At 34.3% G+C, this 17,675-nt stretch carries 15 protein-coding genes and 1 pseudogene; 10 read left to right on the forward strand and 6 right to left on the reverse strand.

The genetic code is table 11. The features are described 5' to 3' along the window. Positions 1-13: 13 nt before the first annotated feature. From Q360_RS22045 to Q360_RS0102360, 4 genes are all read left to right on the forward strand, one after another. Positions 14-1,168, forward strand: a complete 1,155-nt coding sequence (locus tag Q360_RS22045; protein WP_051554526.1) for an acyltransferase family protein — start codon at positions 14-16, stop codon at positions 1,166-1,168. 211 nt (positions 1,169-1,379) lie between these two features. Continuing rightward, positions 1,380-2,018 (forward strand): DUF998 domain-containing protein, encoded by a 639-nt coding sequence (locus Q360_RS0102350; RefSeq protein ID WP_027075658.1) that lies wholly within the window; start codon positions 1,380-1,382, stop codon positions 2,016-2,018. Between the two features lie 484 nt (positions 2,019-2,502). After that, on the forward strand, positions 2,503-3,936 hold the full coding sequence (locus Q360_RS0102355) for an alpha/beta hydrolase (RefSeq protein ID WP_027075659.1): 1,434 nt from the start codon (positions 2,503-2,505) through the stop codon (positions 3,934-3,936). A gap of 88 nt (positions 3,937-4,024) precedes the next feature. Next, complete coding sequence (locus tag Q360_RS0102360; RefSeq protein ID WP_027075660.1) at positions 4,025-5,170, forward strand: lycopene cyclase family protein; 1,146 nt, start codon at positions 4,025-4,027, stop codon at positions 5,168-5,170. Positions 5,171-5,670: 500 nt separating this feature from the next. Here Q360_RS0102360 and Q360_RS26430 read toward each other — a convergent pair. Then, positions 5,671-6,099 (reverse strand): annotated as a pseudogene (locus Q360_RS26430) (IS110 family transposase); the annotation flags it as partial. Between the two features lie 388 nt (positions 6,100-6,487). Between Q360_RS26430 and Q360_RS0102370 the strand changes: the two are divergent. Continuing rightward, positions 6,488-7,342, forward strand: a complete 855-nt coding sequence (locus Q360_RS0102370; RefSeq protein ID WP_027075661.1) for a CPBP family intramembrane glutamic endopeptidase — start codon at positions 6,488-6,490, stop codon at positions 7,340-7,342. Positions 7,343-7,960: 618 nt separating this feature from the next. On the opposite strand, the gene Q360_RS0102375 is transcribed toward Q360_RS0102370, so the two are convergent. The 5 genes from Q360_RS0102375 to Q360_RS0102395 form a co-directional block, all read right to left on the reverse strand. Next, positions 7,961-8,485, reverse strand: a complete 525-nt coding sequence (locus Q360_RS0102375; RefSeq protein WP_027075662.1) for a YceI family protein — start codon at positions 8,483-8,485, stop codon at positions 7,961-7,963. A gap of 68 nt (positions 8,486-8,553) precedes the next feature. Further along, positions 8,554-9,141, reverse strand: a complete 588-nt coding sequence (locus Q360_RS0102380; RefSeq protein WP_027075663.1) for an FMN-dependent NADH-azoreductase — start codon at positions 9,139-9,141, stop codon at positions 8,554-8,556. Between the two features lie 17 nt (positions 9,142-9,158). Then, positions 9,159-10,958, reverse strand: coding sequence for an amidohydrolase (locus Q360_RS0102385; protein WP_027075664.1), 1,800 nt, complete (start codon positions 10,956-10,958; stop codon positions 9,159-9,161). A gap of 61 nt (positions 10,959-11,019) precedes the next feature. After that, positions 11,020-11,757 carry a hydrolase gene (locus tag Q360_RS22055; protein WP_051554528.1) on the reverse strand — a complete coding sequence of 246 codons (738 nt, stop codon included), beginning with the start codon at positions 11,755-11,757 and terminating at the stop codon, positions 11,020-11,022. Positions 11,758-11,826: 69 nt separating this feature from the next. Beyond that, positions 11,827-12,543 (reverse strand): pirin family protein, encoded by a 717-nt coding sequence (locus Q360_RS0102395; RefSeq protein ID WP_027075665.1) that lies wholly within the window; start codon positions 12,541-12,543, stop codon positions 11,827-11,829. A 324-nt stretch (positions 12,544-12,867) separates the two neighbouring features. On the opposite strand from Q360_RS0102395, the gene Q360_RS24350 reads away from it, so the two are divergent. From Q360_RS24350 to Q360_RS0102420, 5 genes are all read left to right on the forward strand, one after another. Further along, positions 12,868-14,997, forward strand: coding sequence for a sigma 54-interacting transcriptional regulator (locus tag Q360_RS24350; protein ID WP_051554529.1), 2,130 nt, complete (start codon positions 12,868-12,870; stop codon positions 14,995-14,997). A 146-nt stretch (positions 14,998-15,143) separates the two neighbouring features. Then, positions 15,144-15,728 (forward strand): Crp/Fnr family transcriptional regulator, encoded by a 585-nt coding sequence (locus Q360_RS0102405; protein WP_027075666.1) that lies wholly within the window; start codon positions 15,144-15,146, stop codon positions 15,726-15,728. A 96-nt stretch (positions 15,729-15,824) separates the two neighbouring features. Further along, positions 15,825-16,178 (forward strand): nuclear transport factor 2 family protein, encoded by a 354-nt coding sequence (locus Q360_RS0102410; RefSeq protein ID WP_027075667.1) that lies wholly within the window; start codon positions 15,825-15,827, stop codon positions 16,176-16,178. 32 nt (positions 16,179-16,210) lie between these two features. After that, positions 16,211-16,789: a YceI family protein gene (locus Q360_RS0102415; RefSeq protein WP_027075668.1), complete on the forward strand. Its 579-nt coding sequence runs from the start codon at positions 16,211-16,213 to the stop codon at positions 16,787-16,789. 305 nt (positions 16,790-17,094) lie between these two features. Further along, positions 17,095-17,655: a hypothetical protein gene (locus tag Q360_RS0102420; protein WP_027075669.1), complete on the forward strand. Its 561-nt coding sequence runs from the start codon at positions 17,095-17,097 to the stop codon at positions 17,653-17,655. The last annotated feature ends 20 nt before the right edge of the window (positions 17,656-17,675 follow it).

The raw sequence follows: 17,675 nt of genomic DNA on the forward strand, positions 1-17,675 counted from the left end.
AAAAATAATGTCAATGGATACTACAACAAGAAGATATGATTTAGATTGGTTACGTGTTATTGCCATTTTAGCCGTTTATTTCCATCACCTAGGTATGCCTTTTAATGGCGACGGTTTTCACATTATGAATTCTGAATCTAGTAAATTATTGGACGACATTATGGTCTACTTTGAACAATTTAGACTACCCTTACTCTTTTTAATATCTGGTACTGGAACCGTACTTGCTTTTTCTAAAAGGACTTGGAAGCAATTTTCTAAAGAGCGCACCGGCAGACTTCTAATTCCACTCATTTTTGGTATACTATTCATTGTACCACCACAAACATATTTTCAATACATCAATGAATATAGCTCTTACTGGCAGCTATACACGAGCGGTCGATTTGAAACAAACCACCTTTGGTTTATAGAAAATCTTTATGTTATTTCTTTACTTGTGATTCCGCTAATTATTTTTCTTAAATCCCAAAAGTCTAAAGGTTTTAAAACTTGGTTTGAAAGAATATCTTCTCATAAAATGGGGCTATTGTTAGGGGGATTACCCTTAATAATTTTAACAGTAGTACTTAAAAGGTATTACCCGACTGGCTCATCTTCTCTAACCAATTTTTCGGAAACGTTCTTCTATACCTACTTCTTTATTACAGGAATTTTATTTGCGAGCTCACAACTGTTTTGGGAAAACCTAAAAAAATACAGACGCTTTCACCTTGTTACTTTTATAATTAGTACACTATTGTTCTATAGTTATTACGTCGTACCTAACGATTTTATTGAACCCTATTTAAGCTCTTCTGTTCGTTGGGATATTTGGTATGGCTTATGTTGTTTGTTGGGATGGTGCTTTGTTTTGACCTTGTTGGGATATGGACAAGTTTACCTCAATAAACCTAGTCTTTGGCTCAAAAGGATGAACGAGGCTATTTATCCATTTTATATATTACATCAGACGGTTATAGTGATTTTTGGATACTATATTATTCAACTAAATGTAAATATTCCAGTTAAAATGACACTGCTTTTTTTGAGCTCATTTTTTGTCATTGTACTTTTATATCGTTTTTTAATTTATCCTTTTAAAGTTACTCGAGTGCTCTTTGGAATGAAAAAGAAGAATGAAAAATACAAAAACATCACAGATATTAGAACCGAAAAATTAGTCTAATCATAAAATTCATTGTCAATGGTTTGTACTATTGCAAATCACAATTAAAAAAGCCAGCAGGTAACACCGTGTAAAATTAATTGTTGGGTTTTATTAATTTACGAAAGTCCTTATGGATTTTCTTGGGTAGTTTTTATTTGCTAAATTATTCGCTTAAAACACCCAACTCACTTTATACAAACCCCTTACGTGTAATTTAAAAAAACAAGTATTGCATAGTAAAACAATCTTTTTAGCAGGCGTAATTGGTGTAATTTTATTCGTAAGTAGCTGTGTTATCGGTGGGCTTTTAATCGATAATTATAGCATAACTCGTCAATATATTAGCGAAACTTTTGCAATAGATACTGAATATGGAATAGTATTAAGAGTCTTTGGGCATATTCCAAGTGGAATTTTATTTATAATTTTTAGCATTCTTGGATACAAGTATTTTCCTTCTTCTAATTTAACTAAAATAGGGTTTTATGGACTTGGTCTATTCTATGGTGTCGGAACCATTGTGGTTTCAATATTCCCATGCGATAGTGGTTGTAATACCGAATTTATCGACCCAAGTATTTCACAAGTGATTCATAATTTAGCAGCTTTATTAATATATACTTTTGTACCTATCAGTATTATCCTAACTGGTATTGGATTAAAGAAATTCTCAAATTATAGAAGCCTTTCAATTATAGCTTTAGTTCTAGGAGTACTAAGTATGCTGTTTGTTTATGTCTTGATTTCTGAACTCAATCCAGAATTTGGAGGTCTTTATCAACGAATTATTGAATCTTTGATTTTAATTTGGATAATTGCTTGTGCTTTAAAAATAAAAAGAACAGCAGGTAACAAAGAACTGAGGTAAAAATAACTCTTTTCTACTTTAATTTGAAACACTTGCAGTCTAGGCGCTTGGATTCATAAAGCTGATTCTTACAGCTTTTTAAATTGATTTATCTCTATCTATTTAGGCAAAACAAAAACCTAACTTTCATCATAAGGCCTACCAGATTTTGCGATAGCAAAACACTGCTTGAGTAGCCTGTTCGAAACCGATTTCAAAAGCTATTAGGCCCACTGAATTTTTTAGTATCCAGAAATATAAGGTAGGAAAACCAACTAGAATATATTCAAAAAGTCCCTTTGTCGTGTAACTTCCTACTTAGGAATTACAAAGCGCCATTTACATCGTACAAAAAAGTCGATATCGAATGAGACAAATGTCCTTTCTAAGAAATTTCACTCTACCGTTCTTTGTGAAAAAATAAAAACATACTAAAAGTAAAAATAGTACTATTATAATAAAAATTTAAATAACTAATTTTAAGGAGTATTAAAAATAGGCGGCGATGAAATTAAAAATTAGTGTGTCACTTCTTATTTTAGGCACCCAAACTATTTTTTGGGGTCAAAACCTTGAGATTAAACCCTACGAATTTATTTCAAAAGCTCAGGATACCGTACAAGCAGAATTAGGGACTTATACCGTTATAGAAGACCGAGCAAATGGAGGAAAAGATTCTATCCAACTTTCTTTCGTTCGATTTAAAAGCACCAATCCAAATCCGAAAAGCCCCATCATATATCTGTCGGGTGGACCTGGCGGTTCAGGTACTGGAACTGCCAGAGGTGGAAGGTTTGAACTTTTTATGAAACTTCGCGAAGTAGCCGATGTAATTGCCTTTGACCAACGTGGTACTGGAAGGTCTGAAAAACTTCCAAATTGTCCTTACACCGCAGAATTTGAACTTTCTAAACCAACGTACAAAAAAGAATACATCGTCAAAACAACAGCTAACATTTCGAAATGCTTGGACTATTGGAACGCAAAAAATATAAACCTAAAGGCATACAATACTTCCGAAAGCGCAAAAGACTTGGATGCTTTGCGAAAAGCTTTACATACTGATAAAATTTCACTTTGGGGAATTAGCTATGGTTCACATCTCGCATTTGAATATATCAGGTTGTTCGAGAAAAACATAGACAAAATGGTACTTGCAAGTTTGGAAGGCTCAAATCAAACAATAAAATTACCAAAGGACACAGAAAATTTCGTTTTCCAAATTGCAGAAAACGCAGAAGATAATTATGGTTCTGAAATTAAATATAAAGACCTGAAATCAAAAATTATAGCTGTTCACAAAAGACTTAAAGAAAACCCTGTTACAAGTTCATATAAAAACAGGAGTGGCGTATATGACACCGTTGGTATTTCTAACTTCGAATTACAATCAGCAATTGCGACGTTCTATCTTAAAAATCCAACGGATAGTAAAAAATTACCAAAAATATATACCCAAATGTATACTGGTAACTTTTCAGAAATAGCGTCGGATGTTATGGTAATGAAAAAATATATTTTCAACCGGATTAGCCCAATGGCTTTTGCTATGGATATGCAAAGTGGTATTTCAGATGAACGCCGTAAAAAAGTTAGCGAACAAATCGATACATCCATTTTAGGAAGTTCGATAAACTTCTTACTCTTCGAATGGATGATGCATATTAATTTTCCACAACTGCCCAACGAATTTAGAGAAATGGCAGACAACCAAGTTGATGCCTTGCTTTTGAGCGGAACATTAGACGGTCGAACGTATGTAAATACGGGAATAGAAGTAGCGGAAAAATTTAAAAACGGGCAACATGTGATTATTGTAAATGCTGGACACGATTTGTATATGGAATCACCTCTGATAGGCGATTTAGTAGTAGACTTTTTAAAAGGTAAGGATTTAAACTTAAAAACAATAGTCTTAGCACCAACAGCATCAGAATAAAACGGTGCCTAATAACTAAGAAGCATATAGCGCTCGGATGGGCTAGCGGTATATACTTAATTACCTGTAAGTTAAAAAAATAATGCGAATGAAATACGATTACATTATTACGGGTTCAGGCTGTGCAGGATTACGTCTACTTTATAGCATTCTAAAAGACCCCGTTTTACAAACTAAAAAAGTCCTGGTACTAGATAAAGCAGAAAAAAAGACAAATGACAGGATTTGGTGTTATTGGGAAAAAGGTAAAGGACTGTTTGAGCCCATAGTACCTCATGAATGGAAAGAACTTCAATTTTTAACTTCAGATCTAACGAAGCGGTTCAAATTAGAACACTATAGTTACAAGATGATTAAAGGCATCGATTTCTATACTCTTGTTTTAAACTTTAGCAAAGCGTTTGAAAACGTAAGGTTTAAATATGAAAATGTGAAGCAAATTCAAATCGAAAATGATATTGCTTTTGTAGAAACTGAAGTAGGCAGATACGCCGGTGAGTATGTTTTTAATTCTACGAACCTTTTTAATCCTGAAATAAATACGCAGAATTCTCTCTTACAACATTTTGAAGGCTGGGTAATTAGAACAAAAAAACCATCTTTTAATACTGAAATAGGAACGCTAATGGACTTTAGACTACGCCAAGAGCATGGTGCAACATTCATGTACGTTCTTCCGACTACGGCAAGAGAAGCACTCGTAGAGTACACCTTGTTTAGCGAAAAAGTACTAGACAAGAAACACTATAAAGTAGCATTAGAAAACTATATAAAAGACCATCTGAAAATAGAGGCGTATGAAATTATACACAAAGAGCTTAGGGTTATACGAATGTCTTTGGCTAATTTTTCAAGAAGTTCGAATTCTGAAAAAAGGAGTATCAATATCGGAACCGCTGGCGGATTTACAAAAGCAAGTAGCGGTTATACGTTTCAGTTTATTCAAAAAAATACGAAGAAAATTATAAATAATTTACGAAAAGGCAACCCTCCAAATCCAACGATTACTTTTCGAGACAAAATGTTTCAATGGTACGACCGAACTTTATTAGAAGTACTTATTTCTGGAAAGATGACAGGAAAAGAAATATGCTCAATAATGTTTAAAAAGATTTCTCCAGAGAAAATTTTAGCCTTTTTGGGGAATGAAAGTAGTTTTAAAGACGATATTAAAATAATGAACAGCTTACCGAAAGCACCTTTTCTGGCAGCTGGACTTAAACAACTAAAGTAAGTTACAAGCCAAATAAGCCATTAGGCAACAAAGAACTGCGTTCAAAAAAAACGCGTTTCTTTATTGATTTAGGACACTACTATTTTAGGCTCATAGAATCACTTTGTTTGAGCAGCGGATGCGAGACGACTATCAATACCTGTTTGTAAGGCTTAACCCTATTTATGGTTCACTCATATAGACCTCTTTGAAAGCGCTCTTACATTTACGGGTATTGAATAAAAAAAAGACCAACAAGTTCTTTAGCGTTCTAAGACTAATAAGTAGCATCAAAAATAAATAACTGAGGTAAAATATAACTCTTTTCTTCATTAATTAAAGACACTAGTATTTTTGGCCCATAGATGTACTTTAATAATTCTTTGAGCTTTTCTATTGATAATTTTCAACTACTTTAATCGAAGTACAGACACGTAATTTTCATTATAAGGCCTGCTTGATTTGGCTATGGCAAAACATTGTTTGAGCAACTTGTTCGAGACTGCTATTAAGGAAAGTTTCTTGCTCTTGGTAGCCGTTTGTTTCTTTAAATAACAGTCTAATAATCTAAATAGCTGTAAACATTCGCTCTGTATTTCCGTAAATGCTTTGTAAAGAGAGACTTCGTTTATTTTGGCGTATCCACAAATGGCCTTGGCATCGCTCTTGTCCGTTTTCACCTTGGCCAATTTCATCTGTATAAAAAGCTTCTCAGATAGTGGGTTTACAACAGACACTATAACTTCGTTTTTGTAAAAAAACTGCGCCAGACGCCAATGATCATAACCGGTAGCTTCCATCAATACAAGACTATTGGCAGCGAATTGTTTCAATAGCTTCTTGAATCCCGTTTTATCATTCTTAAGTTATACATGACCACTTTTACTGCGAAAGCAATCAAAGACATCTTTACTTATATCGACTCTGAAAGTTTCATTATATTTCTTCAGAAGAACTGATTTATGAAAGAACCAGCTACTTGACTCACAACCACTTGAAAACGACATCTAAAGTCTCACAGAACTGAACGTGGTTTACGTAGTAAAAGAGCGCTAATTATCAATGTTGTCTAAGTCTAAATCTTCACCGTATATACTAACCTTATACTCTCTTTTGTTCTTTCTGATGTATATCCTAAAAATTAGGGGATCAAACTTAAGACGTGCTTAAGTAATAGCGATTTGAATTAAAACCCAAACCGCTATTTTTTTATTTTGCGAATTCCTATCGTAAAGTTACCGGTTCAAAATACGCAACTAATCTTATACAAGAACGGTAGGCACAATGTAACAAAGCCTCGTTTTTTTCGTCTTCATTATAAACCAATCTAAAAATTAAATGTTAAAAACAGCACCTATAATTAAAGAAGCGTGGAAAACAATAATTTTATTTTTAACCCTTCTCACTGCGTTAAGTTCAATAGCATATTATGCAATTTTAAAATTAAATCCAACTAGTATTTATGTTGGTGCATTGATGATATCGCCAGCTTTAGCAGCATTCATTACCATAAAAATAAAGAAACGACCTATTTCAAGTTTACCTTGGAGTCTAAAAGATTTGAAATATTTAAAACGCTCATACGTCACTCCTATATTGTATGTTTCAATTGCGTATGTGTTAATTTGGTTATTTGGTTTTGGAAATCTCATAAATACAGAAACAATTGCACAATGGAGTGATGAATTAGGTATTGCTGAGTCTAATCAAACACTCGTAATACCAGTAATGATTTTTCTACTACTAACTGTTGGTGTAATCAAAAACTTAGGTTCTACATTAGGTGAAGAAATCGGATGGCGTGGCTTTTTAATATTTGAATTGAGAAAAGTAATGTCTTTTAAGTCACTAGCCATTGTAAGTGGACTAATTTGGGCAATTTATCATTTTCCTATAATTAATTTAATGTACGGAAGCGGTGAAAATCTTTTGTTACATATTAGTGCTTTTACACTAATGATACTTGGTATGTCTGTAATTTTGGCTTATTTCACTTTTAAATCGAACAGTTTGTGGCCAGCAGCTGTCTACCATTCTGTTCACAATATTTACATTCAAAAAATATGCACTCCTTTAACCATTTCTAATAATAACAGTACATTCTGGATAGATGAATACGGATTTATGATTCCGATTGTAACAACTATTTTTGCTATTTACTTTTGGAGAAAAGCTAAAAAAGAAAATTTATAAAATAAAACACATTGCCCAACAAAGAACTCTTATGAAAAGGCTTAGTCCAGTTCTCTACAGTTAATTAATATGTTCTTTTTTGCTTGAAACCACCTTTTTTTATTTTAATATAACGTGCTCCCACCCCTATATATGATAGACCTTTTGGACTTCATAAGCATCTGTATAATTATCATAGGCCCGTTCACTAGCTGAGGTTTGTGAACGCTGTTTAAAAACGATCACCATATTTATTTTGTGATATAGGCTTTTCTGATTTCTAGTGAGCTTTGTTATTGTTAGGTGCAAATCAATATGTAGGATACAATTCCTAACTCTACTTTCTAACGCTCAACAAGCAGCACAAAGCGCATTAGCAAAAACTACGAAATAAGCACTAAATATAAAACCTAAACCGAGTGAATCTAGTATGTACTGTAAAGTCTCTTAAAAATGAAATGGTTTTAGTAAGCGGTGTGCTTTTATTAACGCGAATACAGCAAAAACATCTAAAACAAATACCTTATATTTTTAGTTATATTAAAGTCTAAGGATATCATTTTAAAAGTAGTTGAGCTAAGAAAATTAGGGCTAATGATTCTTTTCATCAGCCCTAATTAACATGACGAATCAACTCAACTATTCTTTAATGAATTGGAGGTCAATAATTAATTTGATTGTATCACTTACAACAATACTGCCCGCCTCTGTGATTGCATCCCAAGTAAGGTTGAAGTCTTTTCTATTGATGGCGCCTGTGACTTCAAAACCTGCCTTCGTCTGACCATAAGGATCTACCGCGGTGCCGTTAAAACCAATATCTAAAGAAACCTCCTTAGTGATGTCTCTAATCGTTAAATCTCCAACTAGCGTACTGCCATCGAATGACTTAGAGCTAAAGTTTAATTGTGGATAGGCTTCAGTATTAAAGAAATCGTCTGATTTTAAGTGGGCATCTCTATCACTGTTTTTTGTATTGATAGAATTTGTTTGTGCTGTAAAACTGATTTCTGAATCATTAAAGTTTTCAGTTTCAGTTTCAATGGTTGCATTGAAATCTTCAAAGTGACCTGTAACCGTTGAAATCATCATATGTTTTACTTTAAAGCCGATTACTGAATGCGTAGGGTCAATGTTCCATTTTGTTTTTACTAGTGTTTTCATTTTATGTATTATTTAAAAATTATTATTATTATTTGATTTACTTTTTTTATTGTCGAAACTATTGTAAACTATATTTCTATTTGCTCTATTTTGTGCGCTACCTGTTTAATGATTTCCTCCTGTTTAAACAGCAATTGATCTAGGGAAATAAGCGCTACATCTGTAATACCTAAAAAGGATAAAAAGTGAATAATGTATTTTGAAGAGAAATCTATAGCACTTCCAATGGCCGTTCCATCACTAGAGACGACCACAAACGCTTTCTTGCCTTTTAACAATCCTACGGGTCCATTTTCTGTAAACTTAAATGTCAGTCCAACTCTAGCAATCAAATCAAAGTAAGCTTTTAGAGCAGCAGGTATTGAAAAGTTATAGATGGGTGCACCGATTATAATGTAATCGGCTTTCATTAACTCATTAACCAACGTGTCAGAAAGACGCAACGTTTCTTGCTGTTCTAGAGTTCTTTCTTCCTTTGCGAAAAATGCATTTAGAAGACTTTCATCGAGAAAAGGTAATTCGGAATAGGCAACGTCTCTTTCTATGACTTCTAAATGCGAACTTTGAGATTGAATTTTGGCGCTAATTTCAGTAACGTATTTTCTGCTAATGGAATCCGTACGATTGCTGCTCGAGTTAATTTTTAATAGGTTCATCTTGTTTTATTTTAGATTTAATTATTTTGGTAACCACCATAATATTTTACGGGTGACCAACTAGGGATGACATCTGGCAGTTTAGGATTCATAGATTGATAGTCTTCGTCTCCGTATACAACCGTGCCGCCAACAACGGTAAGCACTGCTTTTAAATTGTTGATTTGTTTTTCTGGTATCGTGAAATAATCTTGTGACAGCACGGTGAAATCGGCATACATTCCTTTTTCTAAAGTTCCTTTTACGTCTTCCTCTTTTGATACCCAAGCACTCCCTTTTGTATAGAGATACAAGGCGTCTTCACGAGACAACAGGTTTGATGCTTCACTTAATTGTAAACCGCCCACTGTTTTACCAGAGATTAACCAATACAATGCTGGCCAAGGATTATAACTTGCCACACGCGTACCATCTGTACCCGCACCAAGAGGAATCCCCATTGCCATTATTTTCTTAACTGGTGGTGCGTGCTTCGCTTTATCTGCACCATAACGTTCTACGAAAAATTCACCGGCATATGCCATACGTGCTTGAATTGCAATACCACCATTCAGTGCTTTAATCCGTTTTAATTCTTTTTCTGTAACGGTTTCTGCATGGTCAAACATCCATCTTTCAGTGGCTAGTTTTCCATTGGTTTCTCTATTGACGTCTTCAATAACATCCAGCATATTGGCAATAGTTTCCCCATAGGTGGCGTGTATTCTGAAGGGCCAGTTGCTATCTACGTGAAGGCGAATGATTTTTTTAAAATCTTCTCTCCAAGTGGGTCTGTCTTCTAAAAAGGGTTGTGCTGCTAAAAAGTTTTCAAAATCTCCTGCACTCCAGGCTAAAAATTCACCTCCGCCTTCTAACTCATAACCGTGATCTAAATGAATTTCTCCATTGTGACCTACTTTATTCGTCGCCATCCAGTCTTGGAACTCCGCATATTCAGCCCCTTTATTTTGTGGAAATAAATAATAGGAGAGCCGTATTGGCATTTCGCCTGCATCGGCTAATAATTTAGTGCCCGTGTAATCTTTAGGAAATTTATGTCCGCCACCACCTGCGTCAATGCCACTAGTGATTCCTAGACTATTTAACTCCCTATAAAACTGTTTTGTAGAGTTTACTATTTCATCATCAGACAAAGCGGGTAACGCCCCAATGCGTGCGTACAAAATACTTGGGTTAGGTTCAGCTAATAAAACGCCTGTTAATTTTCCGTTTGCTTTCTTTTCAAAGGTGCTTCCCGTTGGTGCTTTCGTATTTTTATCGATTCCTAAAACAGCTAATCCTGCTTGATTTAACCAAGCTCTACTATATAAGTACAAAACATAAGTCGGGACATTTCCTGTAGCGTCGTTAATTTCTTGTGGTGTAGGGAAGCGTTTTTCTTCAAATTGAAATGGGCTCCATCCGCCTATGACTCTCACCCATTGTCCTTTCGGTGTTCTTGCTGCTTGCTCTTCTAGCATTTTTAGGGCACGTTTTAAAGTTTTAACACCATCCCAGCGTAGTTCGGCATTAAAGAACCGGCCGCCCCTAGTTAGGTGCAAATGAGAATCATTTAACCCAGGTATTACTGTTCTACTATTGGCATCAATGATTTTGGTGTTTTCATTTTTTAGTTTCAGAATTTCTTCTGTTGTTCCTGTTGCTAAAACTTTCCCATCCTTTACAGCGATGGCCTCTGTGATTGTATGGTCAAGATCCATAACGGCCACCTTTGCATTGGTAACAATTAGGTCTGCGCTCTCCAAATTGCTTTTAGTTTCTTGCTTACAAGACACGAATGCTAAAGCAAAAATAAAAAGTAGTATAAACTGTTTCATGTTCTCTGTTTTTTAAAAACGCTCTACCTCATTAGAAGTAGAGCGCTTTGCTATTAATTAATTAGTGTTTTTTATCTCCACTTTCTTTATCCCATGCTCTAATAGTTGAGATGTAATCGATACCTAAACCATAAGCACCACCATATCTTTTAGCTAAATTGGTAACGTCTACATATTTATCTGCTCTTGCCCAGTCTCTATGTAACTCTAATAAGTACTGCATAGACGTAATTGGTACAACACCAGCCTGAATCATACGCGCTATAGCCATGTCGTGTGCTTCTTTAGATACACCTCCACTAGCGTCTGTAATTACATACACTTCATAGCCGTCTTCTAAAGCAGATAAAGCAGGAAGTGTGACACATATTTCTGTCCAAAGACCGGCAAGTACAATACGCTTTTTACCTGTTTTTTTAACGGCTGCCACAATTCTTTTGTCCTCCCAAGAATTCATGGTCGTTCTGTCAATGTGTTGAGACGCATCACCATAATATTCAGTGATTTCTTGAAATAATGGGCCACTAAACGAGCGTTCTGCAACCGTAGTTATAATCGTTGGTACTTCAAATAATTTTGAAGTTGCAGCAACTAAACCTGTATTATTTCGAAGTGTTTGAATATCTATGGATTGCACTGCGAAAGCCATTTGACCTTCATGGTCAATTAAAATAAGCGCGTGGTCATCTGGGTCTAATAAAGAACTGGCCGCTAAATTTGGATCATTGTTTGGGTTTTGAGCAAAAACGTTCATTGTTAATGCTAGCATAAATACGAATGTTAATTTTACTGTGTTCATAATTTTAATGTTTAATGTTTAATTTGTGTCAATATTGACGGGTACTACTATTTATTTATAATTAAGCGTTTACTCATTCATTGGAACTTCCATTAAAAGGAGCTCTGCATCACTATCAGCTTTGATATCTAATTCTGTGACATCCCACACACCAAAACCATCTCTTTTATTTAAAGGTTGCTTATTGATGGTAGCGTTGCCTTTAAGCACAAAGACGTACACTCCATTTTTTTCTGGATGGTTTAATTGATACGTCAGTTCTTTTCCTTCAGAAAGGTTGGTCATAGTAAACCAAGCGTCTTGATGTACCCAAACGCCATCATCCTCTGGGCTTGGCGATAACACTTGTTGTAATTGATTATTTCTATCTTGAACATTAAGTGCGATTTGATCGTAGCGTGGTGCTACATTTTTCACTTTAGGAAGCACCCATATTTGTAGAAATTCAACTTCTTTTTCTAAATTTCTATTGTATTCAGAATGTGTCATGCCTTTACCGGCACTTAATACTTGAATATCTCCGGATTTTATAACGGCGACGTTACCCATACTGTCTTTATGTTCTAAATCGCCTTCCATTGGAATCGAAATAATTTCCATATTTTGATGCGCATGGGTTCCGAAGCCCCTACCTGCTGCAACGACATCATCATTTAATACGCGCAATACACCAAAGTTCATGCGTTCTGGATTGTGATAATTAGCAAAACTGAAGCTGTGTTTTGATTGCAACCAACCGTGGTTAGCATCACCTCTTGTGTCTGCTTTGTGAAGTACTGTGTTCATAGTTTTATATTCTTTATTAGGTAAATGATTATAACCGAGGTTTTCATTTTCAGTTTTAGACTGTGCTTCAGCTTTATTAGTATTGGCTAAAGTCCCTATCCCTAAAATTGATAGTGAAGTTCCTTCGATTGTCTTTTTTAAAAATTCTTTACGTTTCATTAGTATGTCATTTGGTTTACTATAAGCTAATCTTGTGCCAATCAATTAAAGTATTGAAAACCAGTATTTTATATTTTACATGCCAAAAAAAAACGTTCTCATAAAATAGAAATTTCTATTATATGAGAATTTTTTAGTTATTTTTACAGTGTAATACCAAAGGAAATGAATGAAGACAAGCAAGATGTGTTAGTGAAAGAATGGTTAGTTGAAACATTACCCTACGAAGTCATATGGATGACTGAAGACGGTAATATTGTGTATGCAAACACTAAATTCTGTGAGCGCTTAGGGTATAAGAAGTCAGAGCTTCTAAGGCTTTCTATATTCGATATTAATTCTACAGTAACCACAGAAAGCTGGAAAAATCATTGGGAAATCGTAAAAAAAGAGAACGTTCATAATTTTAAAGGAACTCATAAAAACAAGCAGGGTAAATTTTATGAAGTTGAAGTTAATGCGCAGTTTTTCTCAAATAATGGAAAAAATATCGTCTGTGCCATAGTTAATGACATTAGCCAGTCTAGTTTCTATGAAAATTTAATGGAAAGTACGCAAACCATTGCCCAAGTGGGTGGGTGGAAATTAAACCTACAAGACGGGTCACTCATAGCAACTACGGCCGCCTTAAAAATATTTAATACGCAAGACACAGATGATTTAACACCAGCCAACATCCTACATTATTTTAAGGATGCCGAAAAATTAAAAATATTATTAAGAGATGTTATGAGAAAAGCATCTTCGTATGATGAGATATTAGAAACTAAAGAAAATCCACCGCGCTATATTAGAGCTTTTGCCAAGCCCGTGTTAAAAGGGAAAAAGGTATATAAAATAATAGGAGTATACCAGGATGTTACATTGCAAAAGACCAAGGAAAACGCCTTGCAATTGTACAAAGAAATAATTGACAATGCTGAGGACATGATTTATGTCTACAACCGAAATGGAACTATTATACACTATAGTAATTCTGTAATAAAACAGTTAGGGTTTAGTAAAAAGAAATTAGATAGTTCTAGCATATTCAATTTAGATTCAGCTGTAACACCAGAATGGTGGGCTTCTCATTTTGACGAAATTGTAACAAAAGGCTCTTTGCGGTTTGAATGGTTAGGCATCCGCAAAGATGGCACAAAGTTTCCTGTAGATATTACAGCAAACCATTTGAGATACAACAATGAAGATTATAATTGTGCGATTGTTAGAGATGTCACAGAACGTAAAATTCGTGATTTAAAACTCTACGATGCCCTAGAAGAAATTAAATTATTGAAAGAACGTCTTGAAAATGAAAATGAATACCTACAAGAAGAAATAAGCAATAAATTGTATGCCGATAATATCATATGTGGTAGTGACGCTTATGCCAAGGTTTTAGAACAAGTCCATCAAGTCGCACCAACAGAAACTACGGTTTTAATTACAGGTGAATCTGGAACAGGTAAGGAGTTAATAGCAAGAGCCTTACACACCAATAGCTTAAGAAAAGATAGACCTCTAATAAAAATTAATTGTGCAACCTTACCTAAAGAGTTAATAGAGAGCGAATTATTCGGACATAAAAAAGGTGCTTTTACGGGAGCAGTAGCAGATAAGATTGGAAAATTTGCTTTAGCGGATGGCGGCACCATCTTTTTAGATGAAATAGGAGAGATGCCCATTGATTTGCAATCAAAACTTTTACGCGTATTACAAGAAGGAGAGTTTGATGAATTGGGAGGCTCGAAAACGATAAAAGTAGATGTTCGGGTTATAGCAGCTACCAATAGACGCCTTGAGGACATGATAAAAGAAGGAACTTTTAGAGAGGATTTGTATTATCGATTAAATGTTTTCCCAATATATAATATACCCTTACGCGCCAGAAAAGAAGATATCCCTTTGTTAGCGCAATTCTTTTTAGAAAAATATTCGGCTAAAGCTGGCAGAGCCTTTAAACGCTTATCAAAAAAAACCATCACCGCTTTAATGGCCTACAGTTTTCCGGGAAACATTAGAGAATTAGAAAATCTAATTGAACGTGCTGTTATTTTGGAAAGCGGCACAACACTGAACCCAGGACGTTGGATGCCAAAAACTGATGCTTTAACTCATACGGATGATTTTAAATCATTTGAAGCGTTGCAACGCGATTATATTATTGACGTTTTAAACTATACTAATTGGCGTGTTAGCGGACATAAAGGAGCCGCCACTATTCTTAATATGAAAGATAAAACGCTTTTTGCCAAAATGAAACGTTTAGGTATTGAGAAACAAATTTCACTAAAAAAAGTCGTCCACCGGTAACTAAATAATTTGGATTAATTGTGCATATAAACCATTGGGCAACACAGTATATAATTGGTTGCCTGTTCTGACCTACCTTCGAATACTAAGCTGGCATTTAATATGAATCTGCAACTATTATTTAAGGACGTAACATCAACATATAAATGAATCATAAACCTTTATTAGATTACATAAATAAATATATCAACTTAACTGTTGAAGAGGAAACAATTTTGATTTCTAAAGTAGTTCTTAGAAATTATCTTAAAGATCAATACATCTCACAACAAGGTGATATTTGTAAAAGTGCCAATTTTATTATTTCGGGATGTACAAAAACATTTCATGTAGATATGGCAGGTCAAGAACATATCGTGATGTTCTCCGTTGAAGATTGGTGGACATCTGATTTGGGAAGTTTTATATCTCAAACTCCCGCAGACTTTAACGTTCAATGCATAGAGAATACTCAACTTATTCAATTCACTTACGATAATCTTGAAGCGTTATACACAGCGCTTCCTAAGCTCGAGCGCCTTTTTAGAAAGATAATAGAACGTGCTTTTATAGCGTCACAAAAAAGAATTATTAGAAATTTTAGTCTTACAGCGAAAGAACGTTATCTAATTTTCAAGGAGGCATATTCAGAAATTGAACAACGCGTGCCTCAATATATGATTGCTTCGTATTTAGGTATTACCAAAGAGTTTTTAAGTAAGATTAAAAGTCAAATCATTCACAACCAATAAATGTTAATCTAGTTTAACATCATTTCATAATCTACTTCATTTTCTAAAGTTTTAATGTTTGGCACATTTGTACCATACTATTTAAAACAAAAAAAGATGAATACATTATTAGAAAAAATTAGCACAATTAACGACATGATTCTTCAGGGAAAAGCTTTAGAAGCTTTTGATCAATTCTATGATGATGCTATTGTAATGCAAGAAAATGACAATCCGGTTGTTGAAGGAAAAGCCGCAAATAGAAAACGGGAAGAAGATTTCTTTGAAGCCATTACAGAATTTAGAGGAGCTCAGCCTTTAAAAGTAACCATTGGAGAAAATACGACCATGGTAGAGTGGCATTTTGATTATACGCATAAAGATTGGGGGATTAAAAATTACACCCAAGTTGCTGTTCAAGACTGGAAAGACGGAAAAATAATAAAAGAGAAATTTTACTACGGAGCATAATTTAAAGTATAGACAATTTAAAAATAATAAAAATGAAAAATTCAATTAAAAACATAGTTAAATTAGTAATCGTAGCATTTATGATATTTTCTTTTACAACAGTAGAAGGTGAGAAAAAAGACATTAAAGTAGATAACAGTACGATTGTTTGGAAAGGTTATAAAGTAACTGGTTCTCATGCAGGTGTCATTTCAATTAAATCTGGACACCTTAATTTTACAAAAGAAAAATTGACTGGAGGACGTTTTGAAATAGATATGTCAACTATTTCAGTTACCGATTTAGAAGGTGAATACAAAGGACAATTAGAAGGTCATCTAAAATCTAATGATTTCTTTGGGGTTGAAAAGTTTCCGACCGCAACATTGCTCTTTACTCAAGTAAAATCACTTGGAAAAAATTCTTATGACGTAGCAGGAGACCTAACGATTAAAGGGAAAACAGAAAGGGTTTCATTTAATATTTCCGTTTACGGAAGCAAAGCCAGTGTGGCATTAAAAATAGATAGAACAAAATTCGATGTAAAATATGGCTCTACAAGTTTCTTTGATGGATTAAAAGATAAAGCGATTTATGATGAGTTTGACTTAGTTGCAGATTTAGAGTTTTAATAAAATTACTTAATCACAGCAAGACTTCAATTACATTAATGTTAGAAAAACTGCTGCCTAACAACATATATAAGTAGCAGTATCAGCGCAAGCCCTTTGGTTTGCGCTTTTTTCATTATTTTTCCTTTAGGAAATGTATAGCTATGTGAGCTATTTCTTCCCATATACAAACACGTTAAGCGCAAACATAAGCAACAGAAATTGAATGCATACATTTTTAATTTACTTCAAGAAATACCACAATATAGGATGACTCCATGTGTAGACGCTAGCGCAAAAACTATTAGAAAAAGAATTGCACTTAAATGAACTATGTCTATGCTGCTTCTAGTGGGCTAATTCTTATTTTTATTTTCCTGATTCTTAGAAGAGAACGTAAAAGTAATGCAGATTATCTGTTAATAGGAATCAATATTTTAATAGGGTGCTTTATGCTGGCTGATGTTTTCATTCAATGGAAACTAACTTCTGAAACTATTATATTTCAAAATGGCATTCCTCTACTCCTTTTTCCAACCTTTGTTTGGTATTTATTACAGTTTACCCATAACAATAGAAAAACTCGTCGCGTCTGGTATTTACTCTTTTCCCCTGCCCTTGTGTTCTTGGTTCTGAGTGTTATAGACCATTATGTGCTATTGAACTATGACAATCAACAATTAATATCGGACCATTTCAATGCTCCAACTATTTGGTATCAGCTCATTTTCAAAGCCTCTCAGCTTTTATTTATTGGAATACTCATCTGGCTGCTGAGTGTCTTAAATAAGTTTGATGAAAGACTCAAGGCCTCTTATTCTGCTATTGAGACTGTAAATTTACGCTGGCCAAAACATTTTACATGGTCTATTTATCTTTTCTTATAATCACCTTCGTCCTATTTCTC

Source organism: Maribacter antarcticus DSM 21422 (assembly GCF_000621125.1).
In the GTDB taxonomy this organism is placed as follows: Bacteria; Bacteroidota; Bacteroidia; order Flavobacteriales; family Flavobacteriaceae; genus Maribacter; species Maribacter antarcticus.

Excerpts from the sequence above, each read along its gene's own strand:
- Q360_RS22045 (WP_051554526.1), top strand. The coding sequence starts at position 14 with ATGGATACTACAACAAGAAGATATGATTTAGATTGGTTACGTGTTATT.
- Q360_RS0102355 (WP_027075659.1), top strand. The coding sequence starts at position 2,503 with ATGAAATTAAAAATTAGTGTGTCACTTCTTATTTTAGGCACCCAAACT.
- Q360_RS0102360 (WP_027075660.1), top strand. The coding sequence starts at position 4,025 with ATGAAATACGATTACATTATTACGGGTTCAGGCTGTGCAGGATTACGT.
- Q360_RS0102370 (WP_027075661.1), top strand. The coding sequence starts at position 6,488 with ATGTTAAAAACAGCACCTATAATTAAAGAAGCGTGGAAAACAATAATT.
- Q360_RS0102375 (WP_027075662.1), bottom strand. The coding sequence starts at position 8,485 with ATGAAAACACTAGTAAAAACAAAATGGAACATTGACCCTACGCATTCA.
- Q360_RS0102380 (WP_027075663.1), bottom strand. The coding sequence starts at position 9,141 with ATGAACCTATTAAAAATTAACTCGAGCAGCAATCGTACGGATTCCATT.
- Q360_RS0102385 (WP_027075664.1), bottom strand. The coding sequence starts at position 10,958 with ATGAAACAGTTTATACTACTTTTTATTTTTGCTTTAGCATTCGTGTCT.
- Q360_RS22055 (WP_051554528.1), bottom strand. The coding sequence starts at position 11,757 with ATGAACACAGTAAAATTAACATTCGTATTTATGCTAGCATTAACAATG.
- Q360_RS0102395 (WP_027075665.1), bottom strand. The coding sequence starts at position 12,543 with ATGAACACAGTACTTCACAAAGCAGACACAAGAGGTGATGCTAACCAC.
- Q360_RS24350 (WP_051554529.1), top strand. The coding sequence starts at position 12,868 with ATGAATGAAGACAAGCAAGATGTGTTAGTGAAAGAATGGTTAGTTGAA.
- Q360_RS0102405 (WP_027075666.1), top strand. The coding sequence starts at position 15,144 with ATGAATCATAAACCTTTATTAGATTACATAAATAAATATATCAACTTA.
- Q360_RS0102410 (WP_027075667.1), top strand. The coding sequence starts at position 15,825 with ATGAATACATTATTAGAAAAAATTAGCACAATTAACGACATGATTCTT.
- Q360_RS0102415 (WP_027075668.1), top strand. The coding sequence starts at position 16,211 with ATGAAAAATTCAATTAAAAACATAGTTAAATTAGTAATCGTAGCATTT.
- Q360_RS0102420 (WP_027075669.1), top strand. The coding sequence starts at position 17,095 with ATGAACTATGTCTATGCTGCTTCTAGTGGGCTAATTCTTATTTTTATT.